This is a genomic window from Streptomyces sp. NPDC102360, from assembly GCF_044766085.1.
Classification (GTDB): domain Bacteria; phylum Actinomycetota; class Actinomycetes; order Streptomycetales; family Streptomycetaceae; genus Streptomyces.
On the sequence record NZ_JBIWLG010000008.1, the window covers coordinates 142877 to 163074 of the forward strand.

General features: G+C 69.7%; 17 protein-coding genes and 5 tRNA genes. 13 read left to right on the plus strand and 9 right to left on the minus strand.

Translation table 11 applies throughout. The annotated features are described in order from the left end of the window. Window positions 1-43: 43 nt before the first annotated feature. From ACIRHA_RS28255 to ACIRHA_RS28290, 8 genes are all read right to left on the minus strand, one after another. Window positions 44-634 carry an ATP/GTP-binding protein gene (locus ACIRHA_RS28255; RefSeq protein WP_351341325.1) on the minus strand — a complete coding sequence of 197 codons (591 nt, stop codon included), beginning with the start codon at window positions 632-634 and terminating at the stop codon, window positions 44-46. Further along, on the minus strand, window positions 615-1211 hold the full coding sequence (locus tag ACIRHA_RS28260; RefSeq protein WP_403851459.1) for a DUF742 domain-containing protein: 597 nt from the start codon (window positions 1209-1211) through the stop codon (window positions 615-617). The genes ACIRHA_RS28255 and ACIRHA_RS28260 overlap by 20 nt, the downstream gene beginning before the upstream one ends. A 94-nt stretch (window positions 1212-1305) precedes the next feature. Next, window positions 1306-1719 (minus strand): roadblock/LC7 domain-containing protein, encoded by a 414-nt coding sequence (locus ACIRHA_RS28265; RefSeq protein WP_266714481.1) that lies wholly within the window; start codon window positions 1717-1719, stop codon window positions 1306-1308. Window positions 1720-1729: 10 nt separating this feature from the next. Next, window positions 1730-4993: a nitrate- and nitrite sensing domain-containing protein gene (locus ACIRHA_RS28270; protein ID WP_403851462.1), complete on the minus strand. Its 3264-nt coding sequence runs from the start codon at window positions 4991-4993 to the stop codon at window positions 1730-1732. 402 nt (window positions 4994-5395) lie between these two features. Beyond that, the gene (locus ACIRHA_RS28275; protein ID WP_351341334.1) at window positions 5396-5983 is read right to left on the minus strand and encodes an ATP/GTP-binding protein; all 588 of its coding nucleotides are present in this window, start codon (window positions 5981-5983) and stop codon (window positions 5396-5398) included. Further along, complete coding sequence (locus ACIRHA_RS28280; protein ID WP_385761305.1) at window positions 5964-6374, minus strand: DUF742 domain-containing protein; 411 nt, start codon at window positions 6372-6374, stop codon at window positions 5964-5966. Before ACIRHA_RS28280 ends, ACIRHA_RS28275 begins: the two co-directional genes overlap by 20 nt. A gap of 171 nt (window positions 6375-6545) precedes the next feature. Then, window positions 6546-6959: a roadblock/LC7 domain-containing protein gene (locus ACIRHA_RS28285; RefSeq protein ID WP_266718905.1), complete on the minus strand. Its 414-nt coding sequence runs from the start codon at window positions 6957-6959 to the stop codon at window positions 6546-6548. A 9-nt stretch (window positions 6960-6968) separates the two neighbouring features. Next, window positions 6969-11123 (minus strand): nitrate- and nitrite sensing domain-containing protein, encoded by a 4155-nt coding sequence (locus ACIRHA_RS28290; protein WP_403851465.1) that lies wholly within the window; start codon window positions 11121-11123, stop codon window positions 6969-6971. Window positions 11124-11697: 574 nt separating this feature from the next. Between ACIRHA_RS28290 and ACIRHA_RS28295 the strand changes: the two genes are divergently transcribed. The 9 genes from ACIRHA_RS28295 to ACIRHA_RS28335 all read left to right on the plus strand — a co-directional run bounded on the left by ACIRHA_RS28295 (window position 11698) and on the right by ACIRHA_RS28335 (window position 15681). Continuing rightward, window positions 11698-11886: a hypothetical protein gene (locus ACIRHA_RS28295; RefSeq protein WP_403851467.1), complete on the plus strand. Its 189-nt coding sequence runs from the start codon at window positions 11698-11700 to the stop codon at window positions 11884-11886. 92 nt (window positions 11887-11978) lie between these two features. Next, window positions 11979-12764, plus strand: coding sequence for a fumarylacetoacetate hydrolase family protein (locus ACIRHA_RS28300; RefSeq protein ID WP_351341344.1), 786 nt, complete (start codon window positions 11979-11981; stop codon window positions 12762-12764). Beyond that, a complete protein-coding gene (gene gltX, locus ACIRHA_RS28305) occupies window positions 12748-14232 on the plus strand; it encodes a glutamate--tRNA ligase (protein ID WP_403851471.1) in 1485 nt (494 codons plus the stop codon). Before ACIRHA_RS28300 ends, gltX begins: the two co-directional genes overlap by 17 nt. A gap of 87 nt (window positions 14233-14319) precedes the next feature. After that, a complete protein-coding gene (locus ACIRHA_RS28310; RefSeq protein ID WP_403851473.1) occupies window positions 14320-15066 on the plus strand; it encodes an HAD family hydrolase in 747 nt (248 codons plus the stop codon). A gap of 88 nt (window positions 15067-15154) precedes the next feature. Beyond that, a tRNA-Gln gene (locus tag ACIRHA_RS28315) sits at window positions 15155-15226 on the plus strand. A gap of 42 nt (window positions 15227-15268) precedes the next feature. Next, a tRNA-Glu gene (locus ACIRHA_RS28320) sits at window positions 15269-15341 on the plus strand. A gap of 62 nt (window positions 15342-15403) precedes the next feature. Then, window positions 15404-15476 (plus strand) — tRNA-Glu (locus tag ACIRHA_RS28325). 38 nt (window positions 15477-15514) lie between these two features. Further along, window positions 15515-15586: transfer RNA gene (locus tag ACIRHA_RS28330), tRNA-Gln, on the plus strand. A gap of 22 nt (window positions 15587-15608) precedes the next feature. Continuing rightward, window positions 15609-15681: transfer RNA gene (locus tag ACIRHA_RS28335), tRNA-Glu, on the plus strand. Window positions 15682-15860: 179 nt separating this feature from the next. On the opposite strand, the gene ndgR is transcribed toward ACIRHA_RS28335, so the two are convergent. Further along, the gene (gene ndgR, locus ACIRHA_RS28340; protein WP_266714499.1) at window positions 15861-16577 is read right to left on the minus strand and encodes an IclR family transcriptional regulator NdgR; all 717 of its coding nucleotides are present in this window, start codon (window positions 16575-16577) and stop codon (window positions 15861-15863) included. A gap of 186 nt (window positions 16578-16763) precedes the next feature. Here ndgR and leuC point away from each other — a divergent pair, with 186 nt between their 5' ends. The 4 genes from leuC to ACIRHA_RS28360 all read left to right on the plus strand — a co-directional run bounded on the left by leuC (window position 16764) and on the right by ACIRHA_RS28360 (window position 20165). Then, the gene (leuC, locus tag ACIRHA_RS28345; RefSeq protein WP_403851475.1) at window positions 16764-18188 is read left to right on the plus strand and encodes a 3-isopropylmalate dehydratase large subunit; all 1425 of its coding nucleotides are present in this window, start codon (window positions 16764-16766) and stop codon (window positions 18186-18188) included. Window positions 18189-18193: 5 nt separating this feature from the next. Continuing rightward, window positions 18194-18787 carry a 3-isopropylmalate dehydratase small subunit gene (gene leuD / locus ACIRHA_RS28350; protein ID WP_403851478.1) on the plus strand — a complete coding sequence of 198 codons (594 nt, stop codon included), beginning with the start codon at window positions 18194-18196 and terminating at the stop codon, window positions 18785-18787. A 319-nt stretch (window positions 18788-19106) separates the two neighbouring features. Beyond that, on the plus strand, window positions 19107-19346 hold the full coding sequence (locus ACIRHA_RS28355; RefSeq protein ID WP_266714505.1) for a hypothetical protein: 240 nt from the start codon (window positions 19107-19109) through the stop codon (window positions 19344-19346). Between the two features lie 132 nt (window positions 19347-19478). Further along, window positions 19479-20165, plus strand: a complete 687-nt coding sequence (locus ACIRHA_RS28360) for an HU family DNA-binding protein (RefSeq protein WP_403851480.1) — start codon at window positions 19479-19481, stop codon at window positions 20163-20165. Window positions 20166-20198: the final 33 nt, after the last annotated feature.

Genomic DNA, 20198 nt, shown 5'->3' on the forward strand with positions numbered 1-20198 from the left:
GCCGGAGGGGCTTGAATGGACCCGCCGCAGGGGCTTGAAACGCCTACCGGAGGCGTGCCATCAGGGCGTGTTCCACCAGCGTGATCAGCGTCGACTTCGCGTCCGCGCGGTGGCGGGCGTCCGTCGTGATGATCGGGGTGTCCGGGCCGATCTGCAGGGCCTCGCGGACCTCGTCGGGGCCGTAGGGCTGGCCGCCGTCGAAGCCGTTGAGGGCGACGACGAAGGGCAGGCCGGAGTTCTCGAAGTAGTCGACCGCGGGGAAGCAGTCGGCGAGGCGGCGGGTGTCGACGAGGACGACGGCGCCGATCGCGCCGCGCACCAGGTCGTCCCACATGAACCAGAAGCGGTCCTGGCCCGGTGTACCGAAGAGGTACAGGATCAGGTCCTGGTCGAGCGTGATGCGGCCGAAGTCCATGGCGACCGTGGTGGTCGTCTTGTCCCCGGTGTGAGTGAGGTCGTCGATGCCCGCCGACGCGGACGTCATGACGGCCTCGGTGCGCAGCGGGTTGATCTCGGAGACGGCGCCCACGAACGTCGTCTTGCCGACACCGAAACCACCTGCCACCACGATCTTCGCCGATGTGGTGGAACGGCTTGGAGCAGCCGGCCCTCCGCTAGAGCTTGCGAAGTCCACTGAGCACCCTTTCGAGCAATGTCACGTCTGGCTGGCCGCCGGCGCTCTCGTCGCCGCCGGGCTGATGGATGGCGACCAGTCCCGCCTCCGCGAGGTCGGCGACGAGAATCCTGGCCACGCCGAGGGGGATCGTCAGGAGAGCCGAGATCTCGGCCACCGACTTGATCTCTCGGCAGAGGTTGCAGATCCGCTGGTGCTCGGGCAGTTGGCCCTGCAACTGGTGCGGCTGCGCGGTGGTGTGCACCAGCGCCTCGATGGCGAGCTGGTACCGCGGCCTGGTCCGGCCGCCCGTCATGGCGTACGGGCGCACCAGCGGGTTGTTCTTCGCGGCGGGTGCGGGATTCGCGTCGGGGCGCGGCTGCGGCTGCACGGGCTGGATGCGCGGCGCGGGCGGCTGGTCGTAGGGACCGGGCTGCCGGGTCGGTCGGGCGTGGCCCGCCGAGGAGGGGGAAGACGGGAAGTTGTACCGGTTCTGGGAACCGTCGTCACCCATGCCTGCCTGCCCACGCCCCTGGCCGTGGCCGTAGGGCGGCCACTGGGCCGACGAACCGCTCGGGGGTGTTGCTGAACCAGACACGAACTTCCTCCTCCGACTGCGCTGGGCACCATCACTGTGGAGCCGCGTCCCGAAACCTTACGGCCCCGGGACACGAATACGCACTGCCTGTCTGTTAGTTGAGAAGGCTTCCCTGAAGCTCCGCCCGCAGGTCCGGCGTGAGAACCGTGCCCGCCCGGTCGACAAGAAGGGCCATCTCGTACCCAACGAGGCCAATGTCCGCCTCGGGGTGTGCAAGGACGGCGAGAGAAGAGCCGTCGGAGATGGACATGATGAAGAGGAATCCTCGCTCCATCTCCACAACTGTCTGGTTCACCGGGCCGCCTTCGAAGATGCGGGAGGCGCCCGCGGTCAACGAGGTCAGACCCGAGGCGACGGCCGCCAGCTGGTCGGCGCGGTCGCGGGGGAACCCTTCGGACATCGCCAGAAGGAGTCCGTCGGCGGAGACCACCACCGTGTGGGACACACCGGGGGTGTTGTCCACGAAGTTGGTGATCAACCAGTTCAGGTTCTGTGCCGCCTGGCTCATCGGGCTCACACTAACGCTCCTGGTTGTAGGTGCTGTCAGGGCCGAAGCCCTGGCCGTTCGTATCACTGCTGCCCTCGCTGCGTCCCCGCTGTACGCCGCGACGCAGGTTGCTGAGCCTGCCCCGGACGTCCTCAGGGGCGCGGGAGACCTGTGGGCCGCCCTGCGGCGTCGACTCCGCCGTGCCCTCGACCAGGTTGGCCTTGGGTACTCGGCGCGGCAGGCCGGACGCGGTGACCCCGCCCGCCTTCGGCTTCTTGAGCTGCTCCGCGCGCTCCCACCGGGCGTCGTTGGCCGAGCGCCAGGAGGTGTCCTCGTCGGAGTGGGTCTCGGGGGCCTGCTGGGGGGTCGGTGCGGGCCCCTGCGGGGCGCCGCCACCGCGCCGCGGCAGACCGGAGTCGGTCAGCGCGTGGGGTGCGGAGGGGGCCGGTCCGGTCGTGTCCGCCGAGGGGGTGGCACCGTGCCCGTCGAAGCCTACGCGTTCCCGGTCCGCTGCGGCAGTGCCCGGAGCGGATTCCGCTTCGGCGCCGAACGGGCCCTGGAAATCGGCCTGGTAGGGCTCCCGGTAGGCGTCCTGCGCCTGCCAGTCGGCCCGCTGCGGGGACGGCTCGAAGGGGTTGTACGACTCCGGAGGGGCTTCCGCATAGCCGTCCTGAGTGGTGAACCCGGAGGCGAATCCGTCCGGCTGCCCGTTGTCGTGCGTGGGCTGCACCGGGACGAACCCGTCGAAACCGCCCTGCTGTCGGCCGTCGTAGCCGACCTGGCGCTCGTCGTAGCCACCCTGCTGCTCGCCGTAGACGCCCGGCTGCGGATCGTCGTAGGCAAACTGCTGACGGTTGTCGTACGGGGCCTGCCGGGTGTCGTACGGGTCCTGCTCCGCGAAGGGCGGACGGTCCTGCTGCGGCTGCTGTGGCTGGAACTCGTCGCGGAAGAGCGGGCGTTCCTGCGGGGCCTCGTCGGGGTCGTGCTGCTGCGCCTCCAGGGCGGCACGGCGCTCCTCACGCATGAGGGAACGGCCGACAGGGTCCAACTCGCGGGCGTCGTCAGGGACGTCGTAACGGCTGTCGTCGAAGCCGAGCTCGGCGGCCGTGCGCAGCGGGGTGTGCTCGAACGCGGCCTGCTTCGGGATCATCGTCGAGACGGTGAACTCCGAGAGTTCGGCGTTCTCCTGGACCCCGCCGCCACCACCGTGGGTGATGACCTCGGGCAGCATGACGAGCGACGTCGTGCCCGCCTGCTCGCCCGAGGGGCGCAGCTGCACGCGGATGCCGTGCCGGTCCGACAGGCGGCCGACCACGAACAGGCCCATGCGCTGGGAGATCGCGGCGTCCACCGTCGGCGGGTTGGCCAGCTTGTGGTTGATGTCCGCGAAGTCCTCGGCGGTGAGGCCGATGCCCTTGTCGTGGATCTCGATCATGACGCGGCCGTCCGGGAGACGGGTCGCGGTGACGCGGACCTTGGTCTGCGGCGAGGAGAACGTCGTCGCGTTCTCCAGGAGCTCGGCGAGCAGGTGCACGAGGTCGGTGACCGCGCGGCCGTGGATCTCGGCCTCGGGGACGCCGGCCAGTTCGATGCGCTCGTACTGCTCCACCTCGGAGGAGGCGGCGCGCAGCACGTCCACCAGCGGCACCGGCTGGTCCCAGCGGCGGCCGGGCTCCTCGCCCGCGAGCACCAGCAGGTTCTCGCCGTTGCGGCGCATACGGGTCGCGAGGTGGTCCAGGCGGAACAGCTGTTCCAGCTGGTCCGGGTCGGCCTCGTTGTTCTCCAGGTCGGTGATGAGGGTCAGCTGGCCCTCGATCAGCGACTGGTTGCGGCGCGACAGGTTGGTGAAGATCGCGTTGATGTTGCCCCGGAGCAGTGCCTGCTCGGCGGCGAGCCGGACGGCCTCGCGGTGCACCTGGTCGAAGGCGCGGGCGACCTCGCCGATCTCGTCGGTCGTGGTGATCGGGATCGGCTGGACGCGGGTGTCCACGCGGCCCGGCTCGGTGCGCGAGAGCTGGTCGACGAGCATCGGCAGGCGCTGCTCGGCCACGTCGAAGGCGGCGGAGCGCAGTCGGCGCATCGAACGGGACATCTGCCGGGCCATCTGGCCGGCGATCAGGACGGCGACGAGCAGGGCGACCACGACGGCGGCACCGATGATGATCGCTTCGCGCTTGGCGTCGGCGGCGATACCGGAGGCCTCGGTCACGGCCTTGTCCGCCAGGTTCGACTCGATCGTGCGATAGGCGTCGAACTTCGCGGTGTTGACCGCCCACCAGTTCTCGGGCGTGACGCCCTTCTGGGCGAGCGCGAGCCGGGCGCTGGGCTGGGTGCTCGGCAGGGCCACAATGGCGGCGACCATCTTGGTGGTTTCCGGCGGCGGGACGTACGAGGGGTTCTTGGCCTTGGTCGCGGCGGCCTGCTTGGCGCCGTCGGACTTCAGCTTCTTGATCGTGGCCTCGAGCTTCTGGAGGTCCTCGGCCGTACCGCCGCCCTTGTACTCCTCGATGGCGATGTTCTCGAGGTAGGCGTAGCTGCCGAGCGCGGTGCGCTGACGGTTCAGGTTCGCGGCGCCGGGGCCCGGCTTCACCAGGAGGTGCATGCCGATGGACCGCTCCAGCGAGAGCGCCGCCTTCGTCAGCGAGATCGCGTAGACGGTGCGGCCGTAGCTGGTGATGTTGCCGGTGCCGAGGCCGAGCTCGTTGGCGAACTCCATCAGCGGGTGCTGGATGGCGACGTAGCCCTCTTCGGTCTGTACGCCGGAGAGCTTGGAGGTGTACGCGGCGGCCCGCAGCTTCTTCAGGCCGGGCTCGACCTTGGTGAACTGCGCGAGGCGGCGCTGGAGGCCTTCCTTCTGCGGCATGTTCTCGGCCGCGGCGTGGAACTTCTCGGCGGCGGCGTCCGTGGCCTCGCGGGTCTTGGAGACCTTGGGGTCGTTCGTCTTGCCCTGGAGGAGGGGCGCGGCGGTGGTGTCGCGCTCCTCGATGAGGCGGTTGCCGTACGTCAGTGAGGCCTGCACGAGGCGTGCGGTGCTCTCGGCGTCCTCGGCCTCCTGCCAGGTGTTGATCGAGTTCGACACCTGGAAGCCACCCATGACGAGGCCCACGACCACGGGTATGAGGAGGATGGCGTTCAGTTTGGTGGGTACACGCCAGTTTCGGGGCGACATGCGTCCGCCCGACGGTGCCGGCGCCGGGGCTTCGGCCGCCGGTGCGGTCCGCGCCGCGTCGCGCGGGGGCGGGGTGAAGTTGCCCCGCGCCGAGACCGGCTCGGGACTGTTCTTGCTTCGCCTCACTCGACCAACAACCTCTCGGCGTCGGCACCTACGTTGTGCCGCTGTATGTCTCCAGGCCCATTGCTACTGGGCAGTTCAGCGCATTCCAGCACGTCAGGAGGCGCACTTCCAAACAGTCGGAAGCGGAAGCTCCGGGTGACGCACACCCCAGATAAAACGGTCATAAAGAGCGAGCCCCGCCAAAAGGCGGGGCTCTTGTGAGCGCAGTGGAACCGGCTGTGCGCGACGTGTGTCGGTGCCCTGGGAATTCTCTTTCGAAACGTTATGAACACCAGGGCCCGGCGTGTCAAAGGCCACAGGGGTCGCCGAATGGGCTACGACAACTGCCGTACGGATCCAGCCATTTGATGACCGGAATCCGACCGAGTCTGACAGGCGGTGGCTGTCGTCGGCCGGCGGCGGCTACTTCAGGCGGGCCATGAGGGCGTGCTCCACCAGCGTGATCAGGCCGCTCTTCGCGTCGGCGCGGTGCCGGGCGTCGGTGGTGATGATCGGGGTGTCCGGGCCGATCTGCAGGGCCTCGCGGACCTCGTCGGGGGTGTACGGCTGGTGCCCGTCGAAGCCGTTGAGGGCGATGACGAAGGGCAGGCCGGAGTTCTCGAAGTAGTCGACGGCCGGGAAGCAGTCGGCGAGGCGGCGGGTGTCGACGAGGACGACGGCGCCGATCGCGCCGCGCACCAGGTCGTCCCACATGAACCAGAAGCGGTCCTGGCCGGGCGTACCGAAGAGGTACAGGATCAGGTCCTGGTCGAGCGTGATGCGGCCGAAGTCCATGGCGACCGTGGTGGTCGTCTTGCCCCCGGTGTGCGTCAGGTCGTCGATCCCGGCGCTCGCCGAGGTCATGACGGCCTCGGTACGCAGCGGGTTGATCTCGGAGACCGCCCCGACGAACGTGGTCTTGCCGACACCGAAGCCGCCCGCCACCACGATCTTCGCCGAGGTGGTCGCGCGGGCGGTCCCCACGGAACCGTCAGAGCTTGCGAAGTCCACTGAGCACCCTTTCGAGCAGAGTCACGTCCGGCGCACCGCCGTTGGCCTCGTCGCCGCCCGGCTGGTGAATGGCGACGAGCCCGGCCTCGGCCAGGTCCGCGACGAGGATCCGGGCCACGCCGAGCGGCATCGAAAGGAGCGCCGAGACCTCGGCCACCGACTTCACCTCGCGGCACAGGTGGCAGATGCGCTGGTGCTCCGGCAGCAGCGTCATCAGGGCCGCGGGGTCGGCCGTCGTGCTCACCAGGGCCTCGATGGCGAGCTGGTAGCGCGGACGGGTCCGGCCACCGGTCATCGCGTAGGGGCGGACCAGGGGCTGGTCGCCCTCGAAGCCGTACCCGGCATGGGCGGTGGCACCGTACGGGTCGTATGAGTCGGTGGGCGGGGTCATGGATCCTCCGGGCGGGACGACAAGTGCGGGGGCCTGCCGTCTGAGGGTGGGCCGGTGGGGGGATTGTGACGGCGGAACATCGGGTGTGCGGATTGCGTGCGCTGACTGGATTCCGGGGCTGCCGATGAAGCAGACTTCGGGGGTGGCCGGGGTTACCGGCCGTTACAGGCCTCAGTGCAGCAGGCTGCCCTGCAGCTCGGCGCGCAGGTCGGGAGTGAGCACGGAGCCCGCCCGGTCGACCATCAGCGCCATCTCGTAGCCGACGAGGCCGATGTCGCAGTCGGGGTGCGCCAGCACGGCGAGCGACGAGCCGTCCGAGATGGACATGAGGAAGAGAAAGCCGCGCTCCATCTCCACGACCGTCTGATTCACCGGACCGCCCTCGAAGATCCGGGACGCGCCGGCCGTGAGCGAGGTGAGACCCGACGCCACGGCCGCCAGCTGGTCCGCGCGATCACGCGGGAACCCCTCGGACATCGCGAGCAGCAGCCCGTCCGCGGACACCACGACCGTGTGCGAGACACCCGGCGTGTTGTCCACGAAGTTCGTGATCAACCAGTTCAGGTTCTGTGCCGCCTGGCTCATCTGGCTCAACTAACGCTCCTGCTGGTGAGTGGGGCGGGGGTAGCTGCCGGTGTTGCCGGCCTGCCGCCCCTGCTGGATGCCCCGACGGAGATTGGTCAGCCGACCGCGCACCTCGTCGGGCGCGCGCGAGACCTGGGGACCGGTCTGAGTCTGCTGCTCCTGAGCGGTTCCCGCCACAAGGTTCGCCCTCGGCACACGGCGCGGCAGACCGGAGTGGGTGACGCCGCCCGCGGCGGGCTTGCGCACCCGCTCGGCCTGACGCATCAGGTCGTCGTTGGGGGACTGCCGCCAGTTGGCCTCGGCCGAGTCGGGGGACGCGGCGGGGCGCGCAGGGGCGGCCGAGGGAGCCTGCGCCTGCGGCCGCTGCGGGAGACCCTGCTCGGGGCGCCCGCCCGGCGACTGCATGCCCTGGCTGCGGCCCTGACCGTTCTGGTTCCGACCGTTCTGGCCCTGGCCCTGAGCCTGGGACTGGCCCTGAGTCTGGGGCTGGCCCTGAGCCTGGCCGTTCTGGCCGTGGAACCAGTTCGTCTCCAGCGTGTCGTACAGCGGCGTACGGCCGTCCCCGCCCGACGTGTCGCCCGGCGGCAGGAAGTCGTCCTGCGAGGGCTGCGCCGGGATGCCCTGGTCCCGCGCGCCGTTGCGCTGAGGCGGCTTCGGCGGCGTGAACTCGAACTGGCCGGTGGCCGAGCGGCCCTGGGGCTGCGCGTACTGGCCGGTGTTCGCCGGGTCGCTCGGGGGGCGGTTGTACTGGCCGGTGGCCGAGGGGTCGCCCTGTGCCGGGTTGAAAAGGCCGGCGTCCGCCGGGTCCTGGACGCGCGGGAACTGAGCGGTGCTCGACGGCCCCTGCGGGTTCTGGAACTGGCCGGTGGCCGACGGATCGCCCTGCGGCTGGTTGAACTGGCCGGTGTTCGCCGGGTCGCTCGGGGGACGGTTGTACCGGCCCGTGCCGGCCGAGGGGTCCTGCGGGCGGTCCTGCGGGCGGTTTTGAGGGCGCGGGAAGCCGCCGCTGTCCGACGGGTCCTGCGACTGCGCGAACCGGCCGGTGGCGGACGGGTCGCCCTGCGGCTGGTTGTACTGGCCGGCGGCGGACGGGTCGCCCTGCTGTCGGCCGTACTGGCCGGTGGCCGAGGGGTCGCCCTGTGCCGGGTTGAACAGTCCGGCGTTCGACGGGTCCTGGACGCGCGGGAACTGGGCGGTGCCCGGGTCCTGCGGGCGCTGGGGCCGGCCGGCGGCGGACGGGTCGCCCTGTGGCTGGTTGTACTGGCCGGTGGCCGACGGGTCGCCCTGCTGCTGGCCGAACTGCCCGGTGGCGGACGGGTCCTGACGGTCCGTGAGGCCGCCGTCCCGGAAGCCGTGCGCCGCGTCGGGGCCGCCCGCGTTGCCGTCACGCGGGCCGAAGACGTCCGAGCGGACGAACTGGCCGGAGTCCTGCGCCGGGCCGCGGCCACCATGCCGGGGCGGACCCTGGCGGTCGTCGTGGACGCGCGGGAACTGGGCCGTGGAGTCCGGCTCGTCGTGACCACGCGGAGCGTCCAGGTTCGGCTGCGCGTTCTCGTCGCCCCAACTCGGTGTACGGGGCTGCGGGTTGCCGCCGGGCAGCTCGGCGCGCGGGCCACCGCGCGGCGGCAGCACCGGGCGCCGGCCCCGCGGCTCGTTCGGGTCGCTGTGGGTGCGCTGCTGAGGCGGCACGGGACCGCCGGGAGCCTGTCCCTTGCCGAACGCGTCGGGAGCGGAGGGGTTGGAGGGACCGGAAAGACCGGCGGGACCCGAAGGACCGCCCGCCCCGGAACCGGCAGGCGCCGGTGCCTGCGGGCCACCGCGTCCGGGCAGCGCCGCACGCGGCCCACCCGTACCGGCGCCGACCTGCGGCCGCCCGCCGGGCGCACCGGAGCCGCCACCGAGGAGACCGGCCGGACCGCCGGCGTTGCCGGGCGCCTGGCCGCGCCGCGCTGCGGCGACACCGGCCGCGGCCTGCGCGGCGGCCGGACCACCGGAACCACCGGGGCTGCCCTTGCCGGAAGGCTTCTTGCCGCCCTGCGCGACGTCCACGGGGAGCATGACCAGCGCGGTCGTACCACCGGAGTCGGAGGGGCGGAGCTGGATACGGATGCCGTGGCGCTGCGACAGGCGGCCGACCACGAACAGACCCATGCGGCGGGAGACCGAGACGTCCACGGTGGGCGGCGCCGCGAGCCGCTCGTTGATCGCGGCGAGGTCCTCGGGGGAGAGGCCGATGCCCGTGTCGTGGATCTCGACCAGCACACGGCCGTCGGGCAGCGCGTGACCGGTGACCTTGACCTTGGTCTGCGGCGAGGAGAACGAGGTCGCGTTCTCGAGCAGCTCGGCGAGGAGGTGCACGAGGTCGTTGACGACGCGTCCGGCGACCTCGGTCGCGGGCACGGCGGCCAGCTCGATGCGCTCGTACTGCTCCACCTCGGACGCGGCGGCACGCAGCACGTCGACGAGCGGCACGGGCCGCGTCCAGCGGCGACCGGGCTCCTCACCGGCGAGAACGAGCAGGTTCTCACCGTTACGGCGCATGCGGGTCGCGAGGTGGTCCAGCTTGAACAGCGACGACAGCTGGTCCGGGTCGGCCTCACGCGACTCCAGCTCGGAGATGAGCGAGAGCTGGCGCTGGATAAGACCCTGGGACCGGCGCGACAGGTTGGTGAACATCGCGTTGACGTTGCCTCGCAGGAGGGCCTGCTCGGCGGCGAGACGCACGGCCTCGCGGTGCACGTCGTCGAAGGCCGCGGCCACCTTGCCGATCTCGTCGCGCGAGTGCACGCCGACCGACTCCACGGACGTGTCGATGTCCTGCGGGTCGGACTCGGACAGCTCCCTGACCAGCTCGGGCAGGCGGTCCTGGGCGACCTTGGTCGCGGTGTCCTGGAGCCGGCGCAGCGAGCGGATCATGGACCGGGCCACGACGAAGGCGCCGACGAGCGAGACGCCGAGCACGAGCAGGATCAGCGCACCGTTGATGATGGCCGAGCGCTCGGAGGCGTTGCGCAGCTCGCGGGCCTGCTGCTCCATCTGGTTGAGCAGCGTCAGCTCGATCTTGGACATTTCCTGGATGCGCGTGGTGTCCGCGTCGATCCAGTCCTTGTACGAGCGCTTGTCCTGCGACTTGATGCCGTCGGACTTCTGGAGCACACGGTTCGCGTAGGTGTCGGCGGCCTTGATCGTGGAGTTGTTCTCCTCGATCGGCTTCAGCAGCTCCTGCGCGGCCACGGCGCCGTAGACGGCCTTGAACGACTGGAGCTGCGACTTCTGGTTCTCCTGGGCGGCGAGACCGTACTGCCGGTCGGTCTCCGAGAGCTTGCCGAACCGGGCGCTGTTCGGCGGCAGGGCGGCCGCGATGATGGCGCGCTGCTCGGACGCGTACTCCTTGGCGGAGGAGAAGGCCGCGAGGGCGCGGGTGCGCTGGATCATCTCGGGGCTGCTGGTCGCCTGCGCCATGTCCGTGGACAGGGAGAGCAGTTCGTCGATGATCCGGCTGTAGGAGTCGACGGTCTGCGAGGAGTTCGACCTGTCGTCGTACGCGCCCTGCCGGATCTTGCTGAGCTGGATCAGCTCGCTGGCGATCTGCACCGCGTGCTCGCGCACACCGTTGAGGCTGCCGGCCTCACCGTCGGCCTTGATGTCCGTGGTGCTCTGCAGGAACGTGTCCTGGGCGCGGTCGGTCTTCTCCCGCGTCGACTTGACGCTGAAGTCGCGGGTCGAGGAGCCGCTCGACAGCGGGCCCGCCGCCTGGTCGCGCTCCTCCTGGAGCGCCGACGCCAGCTCGGTGGCCTGCTTGGTCATCTCGGTCAGCAGCTTCATGTTCTCGAGCTGCTGGATGTCGTTCAGCGACTCGGAGATACGCAGCGCGCCCAGCGAGGTCGCCGCGACCACGGGAAGCGCGAGCAGCGAGACGAGACGCGTCGAGATGCGCCAGTTGCGCAGAGCCATCCGCGAACCGGGCCCCGTGGGGACCTTGGGCCTCGCCGAGGACGGGGGTGCCGAGGCGCCCTTGCCGTCGCCCTCGGAGGTGTCGACGGACGCGGTGCGTCCCGGGTTCTGGGCGTGCGGGGGCCGGGTGCCGCCGGCTGTCGGGCCGGTCCCGCCGCGCGGCTCCGGCTCCGCCGCAGCGCTGCCATCCCTGTTCTTACGTCCCTGCACTAGCGTCGCAACCTCTGGACCAGGCGCCCCGCCCGTATGCACGGACAAGACGGTGTCGGCGTCGTTCGGGGGGCGACCTGAAACGTCCCCCTGTGGTCGTGAGTGACCGGCGCTGGTTCCCCCTCTCCGCCGCTGCTCGGCGCTGCGATGCGCCCGTGCGCGCCGGTTCTGTACCTGCGGCGGTCCACGCGATTCCAGCACAGTGCAGGATCTCCAACAAGGCCCGAGGTGACTGGCACACCCTGTGTGACGCGACGTGAGAGGAGGGTCACGGGTCGTGCATCTCGACCTGCTTCAACCCGGTCATTACCGGACTTTCCGCGTACGCCAGGGGGGTGTCCCGGCCGCCGTGATCGCGAGCGGAATAGTGGCTTCAGTCGCGTAATGTCCGTTTCGTGGACGGGAGTTGGTGGACCGAAGTGTCCTATTTGCGAGGCGCCCAGTGAGCAAACTCACATGCGGGGGATCGTAACTTCCCGGCTTTCGGCGGGAATCAGATGTTTAGCCTGACGTTGAAAAGGGATGGCCCACCAGACTGCACATCAGACTACGGAGAAGGTTCCCGAGCACAGTCATGACGAAGACGATGATGTTCCAGAACATTGCCAACCCGCGGCGCACGACGCTGGCGCACCTCGCGGACGCCGACGAGATCCAGGCCGGGCCGGCCGTACCGGAACACCCGGCGTCGCTGCCCACGAACACGGCGAACCCGAAGCGCACGATCCTGATGGTGGCTCCGGAGACCGCCCCGGCGGCGTAACAACCGGGCCGACGGCGCAGGCCCCACCGCGTTAGCCTGGCTCTGTCACATCCCACCCGGGCCCAACGCAGAAAAAAGGGGCGCAGCAGACCGTGCGCATCGCCAGATTCTCCATCGACGGGAACGTCGCCTTCGGCGCGGTCGAGGGCGACAAGCCAGACGAGCTCGTCCTCGACATCATCAAGGGCATCCCGTTCGCGGACTACGAACTCTCCGGTACGAAGGTCCCGGTCAGCAAGGTCCGGCTGCTGCCCCCCGTGCTCCCGAACAAGGTGATCGCCTTCGGCCGCAACTACGCGGAGCACGCGAAGGAGCTGGGCAACGAGGTGCCGGACACCCCCTTCGCCTTCTTCAAGCCGTCGACGTCGGTGATCGGCCCGGACGCCGAGATCCAGTACCCCGGCTTCTCCGAGGAGCTGCACCACGAGGCGGAGCTCGCCGTCGTCATCGGCCGCATGTGCCGCGAGGTCCCGCGCGAGCGCGTCAAGGACGTCGTCTTCGGCTACACGGCCGCCAACGACGTCACCGCCCGCGACGTGCAGAAGCGCGAGAAGCAGTGGGCGCGGGCGAAGGGCTTCGACACGTCCTGCCCGCTGGGCCCCTGGGTCGAGACCGACCTCTCCCTGGAGCAGGCCTCCGACCTCACCATCCAGTGCACGGTCAACGGCCAGCAGCGCCAGCTCGGCCGCACGTCGCAGATGATCACGTCCATCGAGGACCTGATCGTCAACATCTCCGAGGCCATGACGCTGCTCCCCGGCGACGTCATCCTCACGGGCACCCCGGAAGGGGTCGGCCCGCTCAGCGTCGGCGACGAGGTCGCCGTCAGCATCGAAGGCATCGGCACTCTCACCAACAAGGTTGTCAAGCGTGGCTAGCGCACCTGTACGCGTCCGTTTCTGCCCTTCCCCCACCGGTAACCCGCACGTGGGCCTGGTCCGCACCGCCCTGTTCAACTGGGCCTTCGCGCGCCACAACCAGGGCACCCTGGTCTTCCGCATCGAGGACACCGACGCGGCCCGCGACAGCGAGGAGTCGTACGAGCAGCTCCTCGACGCGATGCGCTGGCTCGGCTTCGACTGGGACGAGGGCCCGGAGGTCGGCGGCCCGCACGCGCCGTACCGGCAGTCCCAGCGGATGGACATCTACAAGGACGTCGCCGAGAAGCTCATCGAGGCCGGCCGGGCGTACCCCTGCTACTGCTCCACGGAGGAGCTGGACGAGCGCCGCGACGCGGCCCGCGCCGCCGGCAAGCCCTCCGGCTACGACGGCCACTGCCGCGACCTCACCGCCGAGCAGAAGGCCGCGTACGAGACCGAGGGCCGCAAGCCCATCGTCCGCTTCCGCATGCCCGACGAGCGGATCACGTTCAACGACCTGGTCCGCGGCGAGATCTCGTACGAGCCGGAGAACGTCCCGGACTACGGCATCGTCCGTGCCAACGGCGCCCCGCTCTACACGCTCGTCAACCCGGTCGACGACGCCCTGATGGAGATCACCCACGTCCTGCGCGGCGAGGACCTGCTCTCCTCCACCCCGCGCCAGATCGCCCTCTACTGGGCGCTCAAGGACCTGGGGCTCGCCAAGCTGGTGCCCGATTTCGGCCACCTGCCGTACGTCATGGGCGAGGGCAACAAGAAGCTCTCGAAGCGCGACCCGCAGTCCTCGCTCAACCTGTACCGCGAGCGCGGCTTCCTCCCGGAGGGGCTGCTCAACTACCTCTCCCTCCTCGGCTGGTCCCTCTCCGCGGACCGCGACATCTTCTCCATCGAGGAGATGGTGGCGGCCTTCGACGTCAAGGACGTCCAGCCGAACCCGGCCCGCTTCGACCTCAAGAAGTGCGAGTCGATCAACGGCGACCACATCCGCCTGCTCGACCCGAAGGAGTTCGCGGAGCGCTGCGCCCCGTGGCTGAAGGCTCCCTTCGCGCCGTGGGCCCCGGAGGACTTCGACGAGGCGAAGTGGGCGGCGATCGCCCCGCACGCCCAGACCCGCCTCAAGGTCCTCTCCGAGATCACGGACAACGTGGACTTCCTCTTCCTCTCCGAGCCGGCCTTCGACGAGGCGAGCTGGACGAAGGCCATGAAGGAGGGCTCCGACGCGCTCCTGCGCACGGCCCGCGAGAAGCTGGACGCGGCCGACTGGAGCTCGCCCGAGTCCCTCAAGGAGGCCGTCCTGGCCGCCGGCGAGGCCCACGGCCTCAAGCTCGGCAAGGCCCAGGCCCCGGTCCGGGTGGCCGTCACAGGACGCACCATCGGCCTGCCCCTCTTCGAGTCCCTGGAGATCCTGGGCAAGGAGACGACCTTCGCCCGCATCGACGCGGCCCTGGCGAAGCTCACCGCGTGAGCACGCGCGCGTAGGCCCCCTTACGCAGGGCCCCTGAAAGACCCGGAAGCCGACCGCTTCCGGGTCTTTCGACGTTACGGTCATGACATGCCGCACAGCACCACGCCCCATGCCGCCGCGATCAAGGCCATCGTCTGGGACATCGACGACACCCTCTTCGACTACGCGACGGCGGACACCGTCGGCATGCGGGCCCACCTCGCCGCGGAGGGGCTGCTGGAGGGCTTCGGGAGTGTCGAGGAGGCCCTCGTGCGGTGGCGGGCCGCCACGCGGGAGCACTGGGCCCGGTTCGAGGCGGGGGAGGCCGACTGGGAGGGGCAGCGCAGGGACCGGGTGCGCGGCTTCGTGGGGCGCGCCATGGAGGCCGAGGAGGCCGACGGCTGGTTCGCCCGCTATCTCGGCCACTACGAGGCCGCGTGGAGCCTCTTCCCCGACACCCTCCCGGCCCTCGACACCCTCGCCGACGGCTACCGGCACGCCGTGCTGTCCAACTCCTCGCTGCACAACCAGGACCGCAAGCTGCGCGTCCTCGGCGTGCGCGACCGCTTCGAGGCCGTCCTGTGCGCCGCCGAACTCGGCGTCGCCAAGCCCGAAGCGGCCGCCTTCCACGCCGTCTGCGAGGAGCTCTCCCTGGAGCCGCACGAGATCGCGTACGTCGGTGACCAGCCGGACACGGACGCCCGCGGAGCCGTCGACGCCGGCCTGAGCGGAATCTGGCTCGACCGCGCGGAACTGGGCGGCAGGCCCGAACTCGTACGCATCACAGGGCTCGGGCAACTGCCTGCGCTGTTGGCCGGGGATACCCGTTTTGGAGCGCAGTCCACCTTCGGGTAATGTTCTTTCTGCGCCAAGGGGAGCGGGCCGAAAGCCCGGAATCCGGAAGCGCAAGCCAAGCAAGATCCCTCCGGGGGTTGCGTTTCGGTGGCCTATGGTGTAATTGGCAGCACGACGGTTTCTGGTTCCGTTAGTCTAGGTTCGAGTCCTGGTAGGCCAGCTCGCAGAGCTCATCTGCAATCGTGGATATGGCATCCACAAAGCCCCCGTTGTGTAGCGGCCTAGCACGCCGCCCTCTCAAGGCGGTAGCGCCGGTTCGAATCCGGTCGGGGGTACAGATCCTTCCCGCGAGGACGGCCTGGGTAGCTCCCACCGACCACGATGCAGGATCGCTAGGGCCCCCGTTGTGTAGCGGCCTAGCACGCCGCCCTCTCAAGGCGGTAGCGCCGGTTCGAATCCGGTCGGGGGTACGCACTGAGTTCGCAGGCCGCAAGGTCTTGAACTTCTGTGGTCTATGGTGTAATTGGCAACACTACGGTTTCTGGTACCGTCATTCTAGGTTCGAGTCCTGGTAGACCAGCTCGATCACGCAAGTGGTCAAGGCCCCCGTTGTGTAGCGGCCTAGCACGCCGCCCTCTCAAGGCGGTAGCGCCGGTTCGAATCCGGTCGGGGGTACTCGCTCAACGATCAGGCCCTTCCCGAAGTCGGGAAGGGCCGTTTTCGTGTGCGGTGACAGATCCGGGCGCGTGCGCGGCGGTTGAAGCCGGGAGCGGACAACTCCGGCCGGTCGCTGCGGCGTTGAAGCGACCGGCCGGGAACGGGCGGGAAACGTAAGGGGAGTTGGGGCAACGGGGTCAGCCGGTGCGGCGCAGGGCCTCGGAGAGGCGCCCCGCGGCGTCGATGATCGCCTGGGCGTGCATCCGGCCCGGGTGACGCGTCAGACGCTCGATGGGACCGGAGACGGACACGGCCGCCACCACGCGGTTCGAGGGGCCGCGTACGGGTGCGGAGACGGACGCGACGCCCGGCTCCCGCTCGCCGATCGACTGGGCCCAGCCGCGGCGCCTGACGCCCGACAGGGCCGTCGCCGTGAAGCGGGCGCCCTGGAGGCCGCGGTGCAGGCGCTCCGGCTCCTCCCAGGCCATCAGGATCTGCGCGGAGGAACCCGCCTTCATCGTGAGGGTGGAGCCCACCGGGACCGTGTCCCGCAGCCCGGAGAGCCGCTCCGCCGCGGCGACGCAGATGCGCATGTCGCCCTGGCGGCGGTAGAGCTGCGCGCTCTCACCCGTGACGTCCCGAAGGTGCGTGAGCACCGGGCCCGCCGTCGCGAGGAGGCGGTCCTCGCCGGCCGCCGCCGAGAGTTCCGCGAGGCGCGGGCCGAGAATGAAACGGCCCTGCATGTCACGCGCCACCATGCGGTGGTGCTCCAGGGCCACCGCCAGGCGGTGGGCTGTGGGTCTTGCCAGTCCGGTGGCCGCGACAAGGCCTGCGAGGGTCGCGGGTCCGGACTCCAGGGCGCCCAGGACAAGGGCTGCCTTGTCCAGAACGCCGACGCCGCTACTGTTGTCCATGCGTCGATACTCCCGTCTCACTCTGTGAAACGCAAGTTCAATTTCCCGTGGAACTTGCCACTCTGTACGGACACCGGCCCGCGGACCAACGGGCCCGGTGGCCGACGTCCGGTACGAGGGGTACGAGCGACGGCTATCCGAATCTCTAGTTGGGCCGGCGCACCTCTGCCGGCCGGAGGGAAAGCGATGGGTAGGACACTCGCGGAGAAGGTCTGGGACGAGCACGTCGTCCGGCGCGCCGAGGGCGAGCCCGACCTCCTCTTCATCGATCTGCACCTGCTGCACGAGGTGACCAGCCCGCAGGCTTTCGACGGCCTCCGGCAGGCGGGCCGTCAGGTGCGGCGCACCGACCTCACCATCGCCACCGAGGACCACAACACCCCGACCCTCGACATCGACAAGCCGATCGCCGACCCGGTCTCGCGCGTGCAGCTGGAGACGCTGCGCAAGAACGCGGCCGAGTTCGGGGTCCGCCTGCACTCCCTGGGCGACGTCGAGCAGGGCGTCGTGCACGTGGTCGGCCCGCAGCTGGGCCTGACGCAGCCGGGCACCACCGTCGTCTGTGGCGACTCCCACACCTCGACGCACGGCGCCTTCGGCGGTCTGGCGTTCGGCATCGGCACCTCGCAGGTCGAGCACGTGCTGGCCACGCAGACGCTGCCGATGGCCCGCCCGAAGACGATGGCGATCACGGTCGAGGGTGAACTGCCCGAGGGCGTCACCGCCAAGGACCTGATCCTCGCCATCATCGCGAAGATCGGCACCGGTGGCGGCCAGGGCTACATCCTGGAGTACCGCGGCTCGGCCATCGAGAAGCTGTCGATGGAAGCGCGGATGACCATCTGCAACATGTCCATCGAGGCCGGTGCCCGCGCGGGCATGGTTGCCCCCGACGAGACCACCTTCGCGTATCTGGACGGCCGTGCGCACGCCCCCAAGGGTGCCGACTGGGACGCCGCGGTCGAGTACTGGAAGACGCTGAAGACGGACGACGACGCGGTCTTCGACGCCGAGGTCTTCATCAAGGCCGAGGAACTGTCGCCGTTCGTCACCTGGGGCACCAACCCCGGTCAGGGAGCGCCGCTTTCGGCGAACATCCCCGACCCGGCTTCGTACGAAGACGCTTCGGAGCGCTTCGCCGCCGAAAAGGCCCTGGAGTACATGGGGTTGGAGGCCGGGCAGGCGCTGCGCGACGTCAAGGTCGACACCGTCTTCGTAGGCTCGTGCACCAACGGCCGCATGGAGGACCTGCGCGCCGTCGCCGAGATCCTCAAGGGTCGCAAAATCGCCGACGGGCTGCGGATGCTGGTCGTTCCCGGCTCCGCGCGGGTGGGCCTGCAGGCCGTCGAGGAGGGCCTGGACAAGGTCTTCAAGGAGGCCGGCGCCGAATGGCGCTACGCGGGCTGCTCCATGTGCCTGGGCATGAACCCGGACCAACTCGCTCCCGGCGAGCGCTCCGCGTCCACCTCCAACCGCAACTTCGAGGGCCGGCAGGGCAAGGGCGGGCGTACGCACCTCGTCTCGCCCCAGGTCGCCGCGGCCACCGCCGTTCTGGGCCACCTGGCCTCGCCCGCCGACCTGTCCGACACCCCTGTCGCCGCTGGAGTCTGAGAGTCATGGAAGCATTCACCACGCACACCGGCCGGGCCGTCCCGCTGCGCCGCAGCAACGTCGACACCGACCAGATCATCCCCGCCCACTGGCTCAAGAAGGTGACGCGGGACGGGTTCGAGGACGGGCTGTTCGAGGCCTGGCGCAAGGACTCCGAGTTCGTGCTCAACAAGCCCGAGCGCGAGGGTGCCACCGTCCTGGTGGCCGGCCCCGACTTCGGCACCGGCTCGTCCCGTGAGCACGCCGTCTGGGCCCTCCAGAACTACGGCTTCAAGACCGTCATCTCCTCCCGCTTCGCGGACATCTTCCGCGGCAACTCCCTCAAGAACGGTCTGCTGACCGTGGTTCTCGACCAGAAGGTCGTGGACACGCTGTGGGAGCTGGTGGAGAACGACCCGCAGGCCGAGATCACGGTCGACCTCCAGGAGCGCGAAGTTCGGGCCGAGGGCGTCACCGCGTCCTTCGAACTGGACGAGAACTCCCGCTGGCGGCTGCTGAACGGGCTCGACGACATCAGCATCACGCTGAGCAACGAGGACGACATCGCCGCCTACGAGGCGAAGCGTCCGGCCTTCAAGCCGCAGACGGTCCAGGTCTGAGCCGACCGGATTCCTACGGCTCCTCTCACGGATCCGTAGCCCGGCAAGGCTTATTCAGGCCACATCGACAGGGCCCCGTACCCCCAATCGTGCACCGGTTGGGGGTACTTCTGTGTCCGGCCCCCGACCCCCTTCCGGGCCCCGCCGGCGGGGGCGTCCGGGTTCCTCAACTCCCTTGAATGCCAAGGGTGTTCACGGGGTACACGTGCTTCGGTGGCACTCTGGGCGAACAGCTCGCGCGACGCCCCAGAAGGGCCTTCTGGGGCGGGAGTTGCACCCTGCGGAGGCGACAACTCGCCCCAGATGGCACAATCTGTGCATGGAACACGACGGCCAACTCCAGCTGTACGCGGCGGTCGCGGACCAACTCAAGGAAGCGCACGCCAGAGTGCGCACACTGCAAGTCCCGGAGGGCGTACGGATGGCGCTGACCCGGAAGCTGCTGGCCGTCACGGCCGCGGCCAAACACGATCTCGCCGGTGCGGCAAGGCGTCTGGAGCGATTCATGGCGGACCTCGACGACTTCGAAGAGGGCTCCATCACTGAAGAGGAACTCTGAGACTGTCCAGTTCGTTGCGGCACAAGGGTGATTAGCCCGTTTCGCGTTTGATTTGCGGTATATATCTGCCTAACGTGCGAAAAAGCCGGTGCGAAAGAGATTCGTTCCGGCAATGTCTCCGAAGGGGAAGACGTGAACAAGGCGCAGCTCGTAGAAACCATTGCCGACAAGGTGGGTGGCCGTCAGCAGGCCGCCGACGCCGTCGACGCCGTACTCGACGCCATCGTGCGTTCCGTGGTCAGCGGTGACCGCGTCTCGGTGACGGGCTTCGGCTCGTTCGAGAAGGTCGACCGCCCGGCCCGCTACGCCCGCAACCCGCAGACCGGGGAGCGTGTCCGGGTCAAGAAGACGTCGGTGCCGCGCTTCCGTGCGGGCCAGGGCTTCAAGGACCTCGTCGCGGGTTCGAAGAAGCTCCCGAAGAACGACGTCGCGGTCAAGAAGGCGCCCAAGGGCAGCTTGAGCGGCGGCGCTTCGGCGACGGTCAAGAAGGCGGCCGCCAAGAAGGCCACCACCGCCAAGAAGGCCGCCGCGAAGAAGGCGACCCCGGCGAAGAAGGCCACCACCGCCAAGAAGGCGACGGCCAAGAAGACCACCGCCAAGAAGGCGACCCCGGCCAAGAAGGCGGCTCCCGCCAAGAAGGCCGCCACCGCCAAGAAGGCGACGGCCAAGAAGACCACCGCCAAGAAGGCGGCCCCGGCGAAGAAGGCCACCGCCAAGAAGACGGCGCCCGCCACGAAGGCCACGGCCAAGAAGGCGCCCGCCAAGAAGTCGACGGCGCGCAAGACCACCGCCAAGAAGGCCACCGCCCGCAAGAAGTAAGTCGCTTCTCGGGCGTAGCCACAAGGTTGCTCA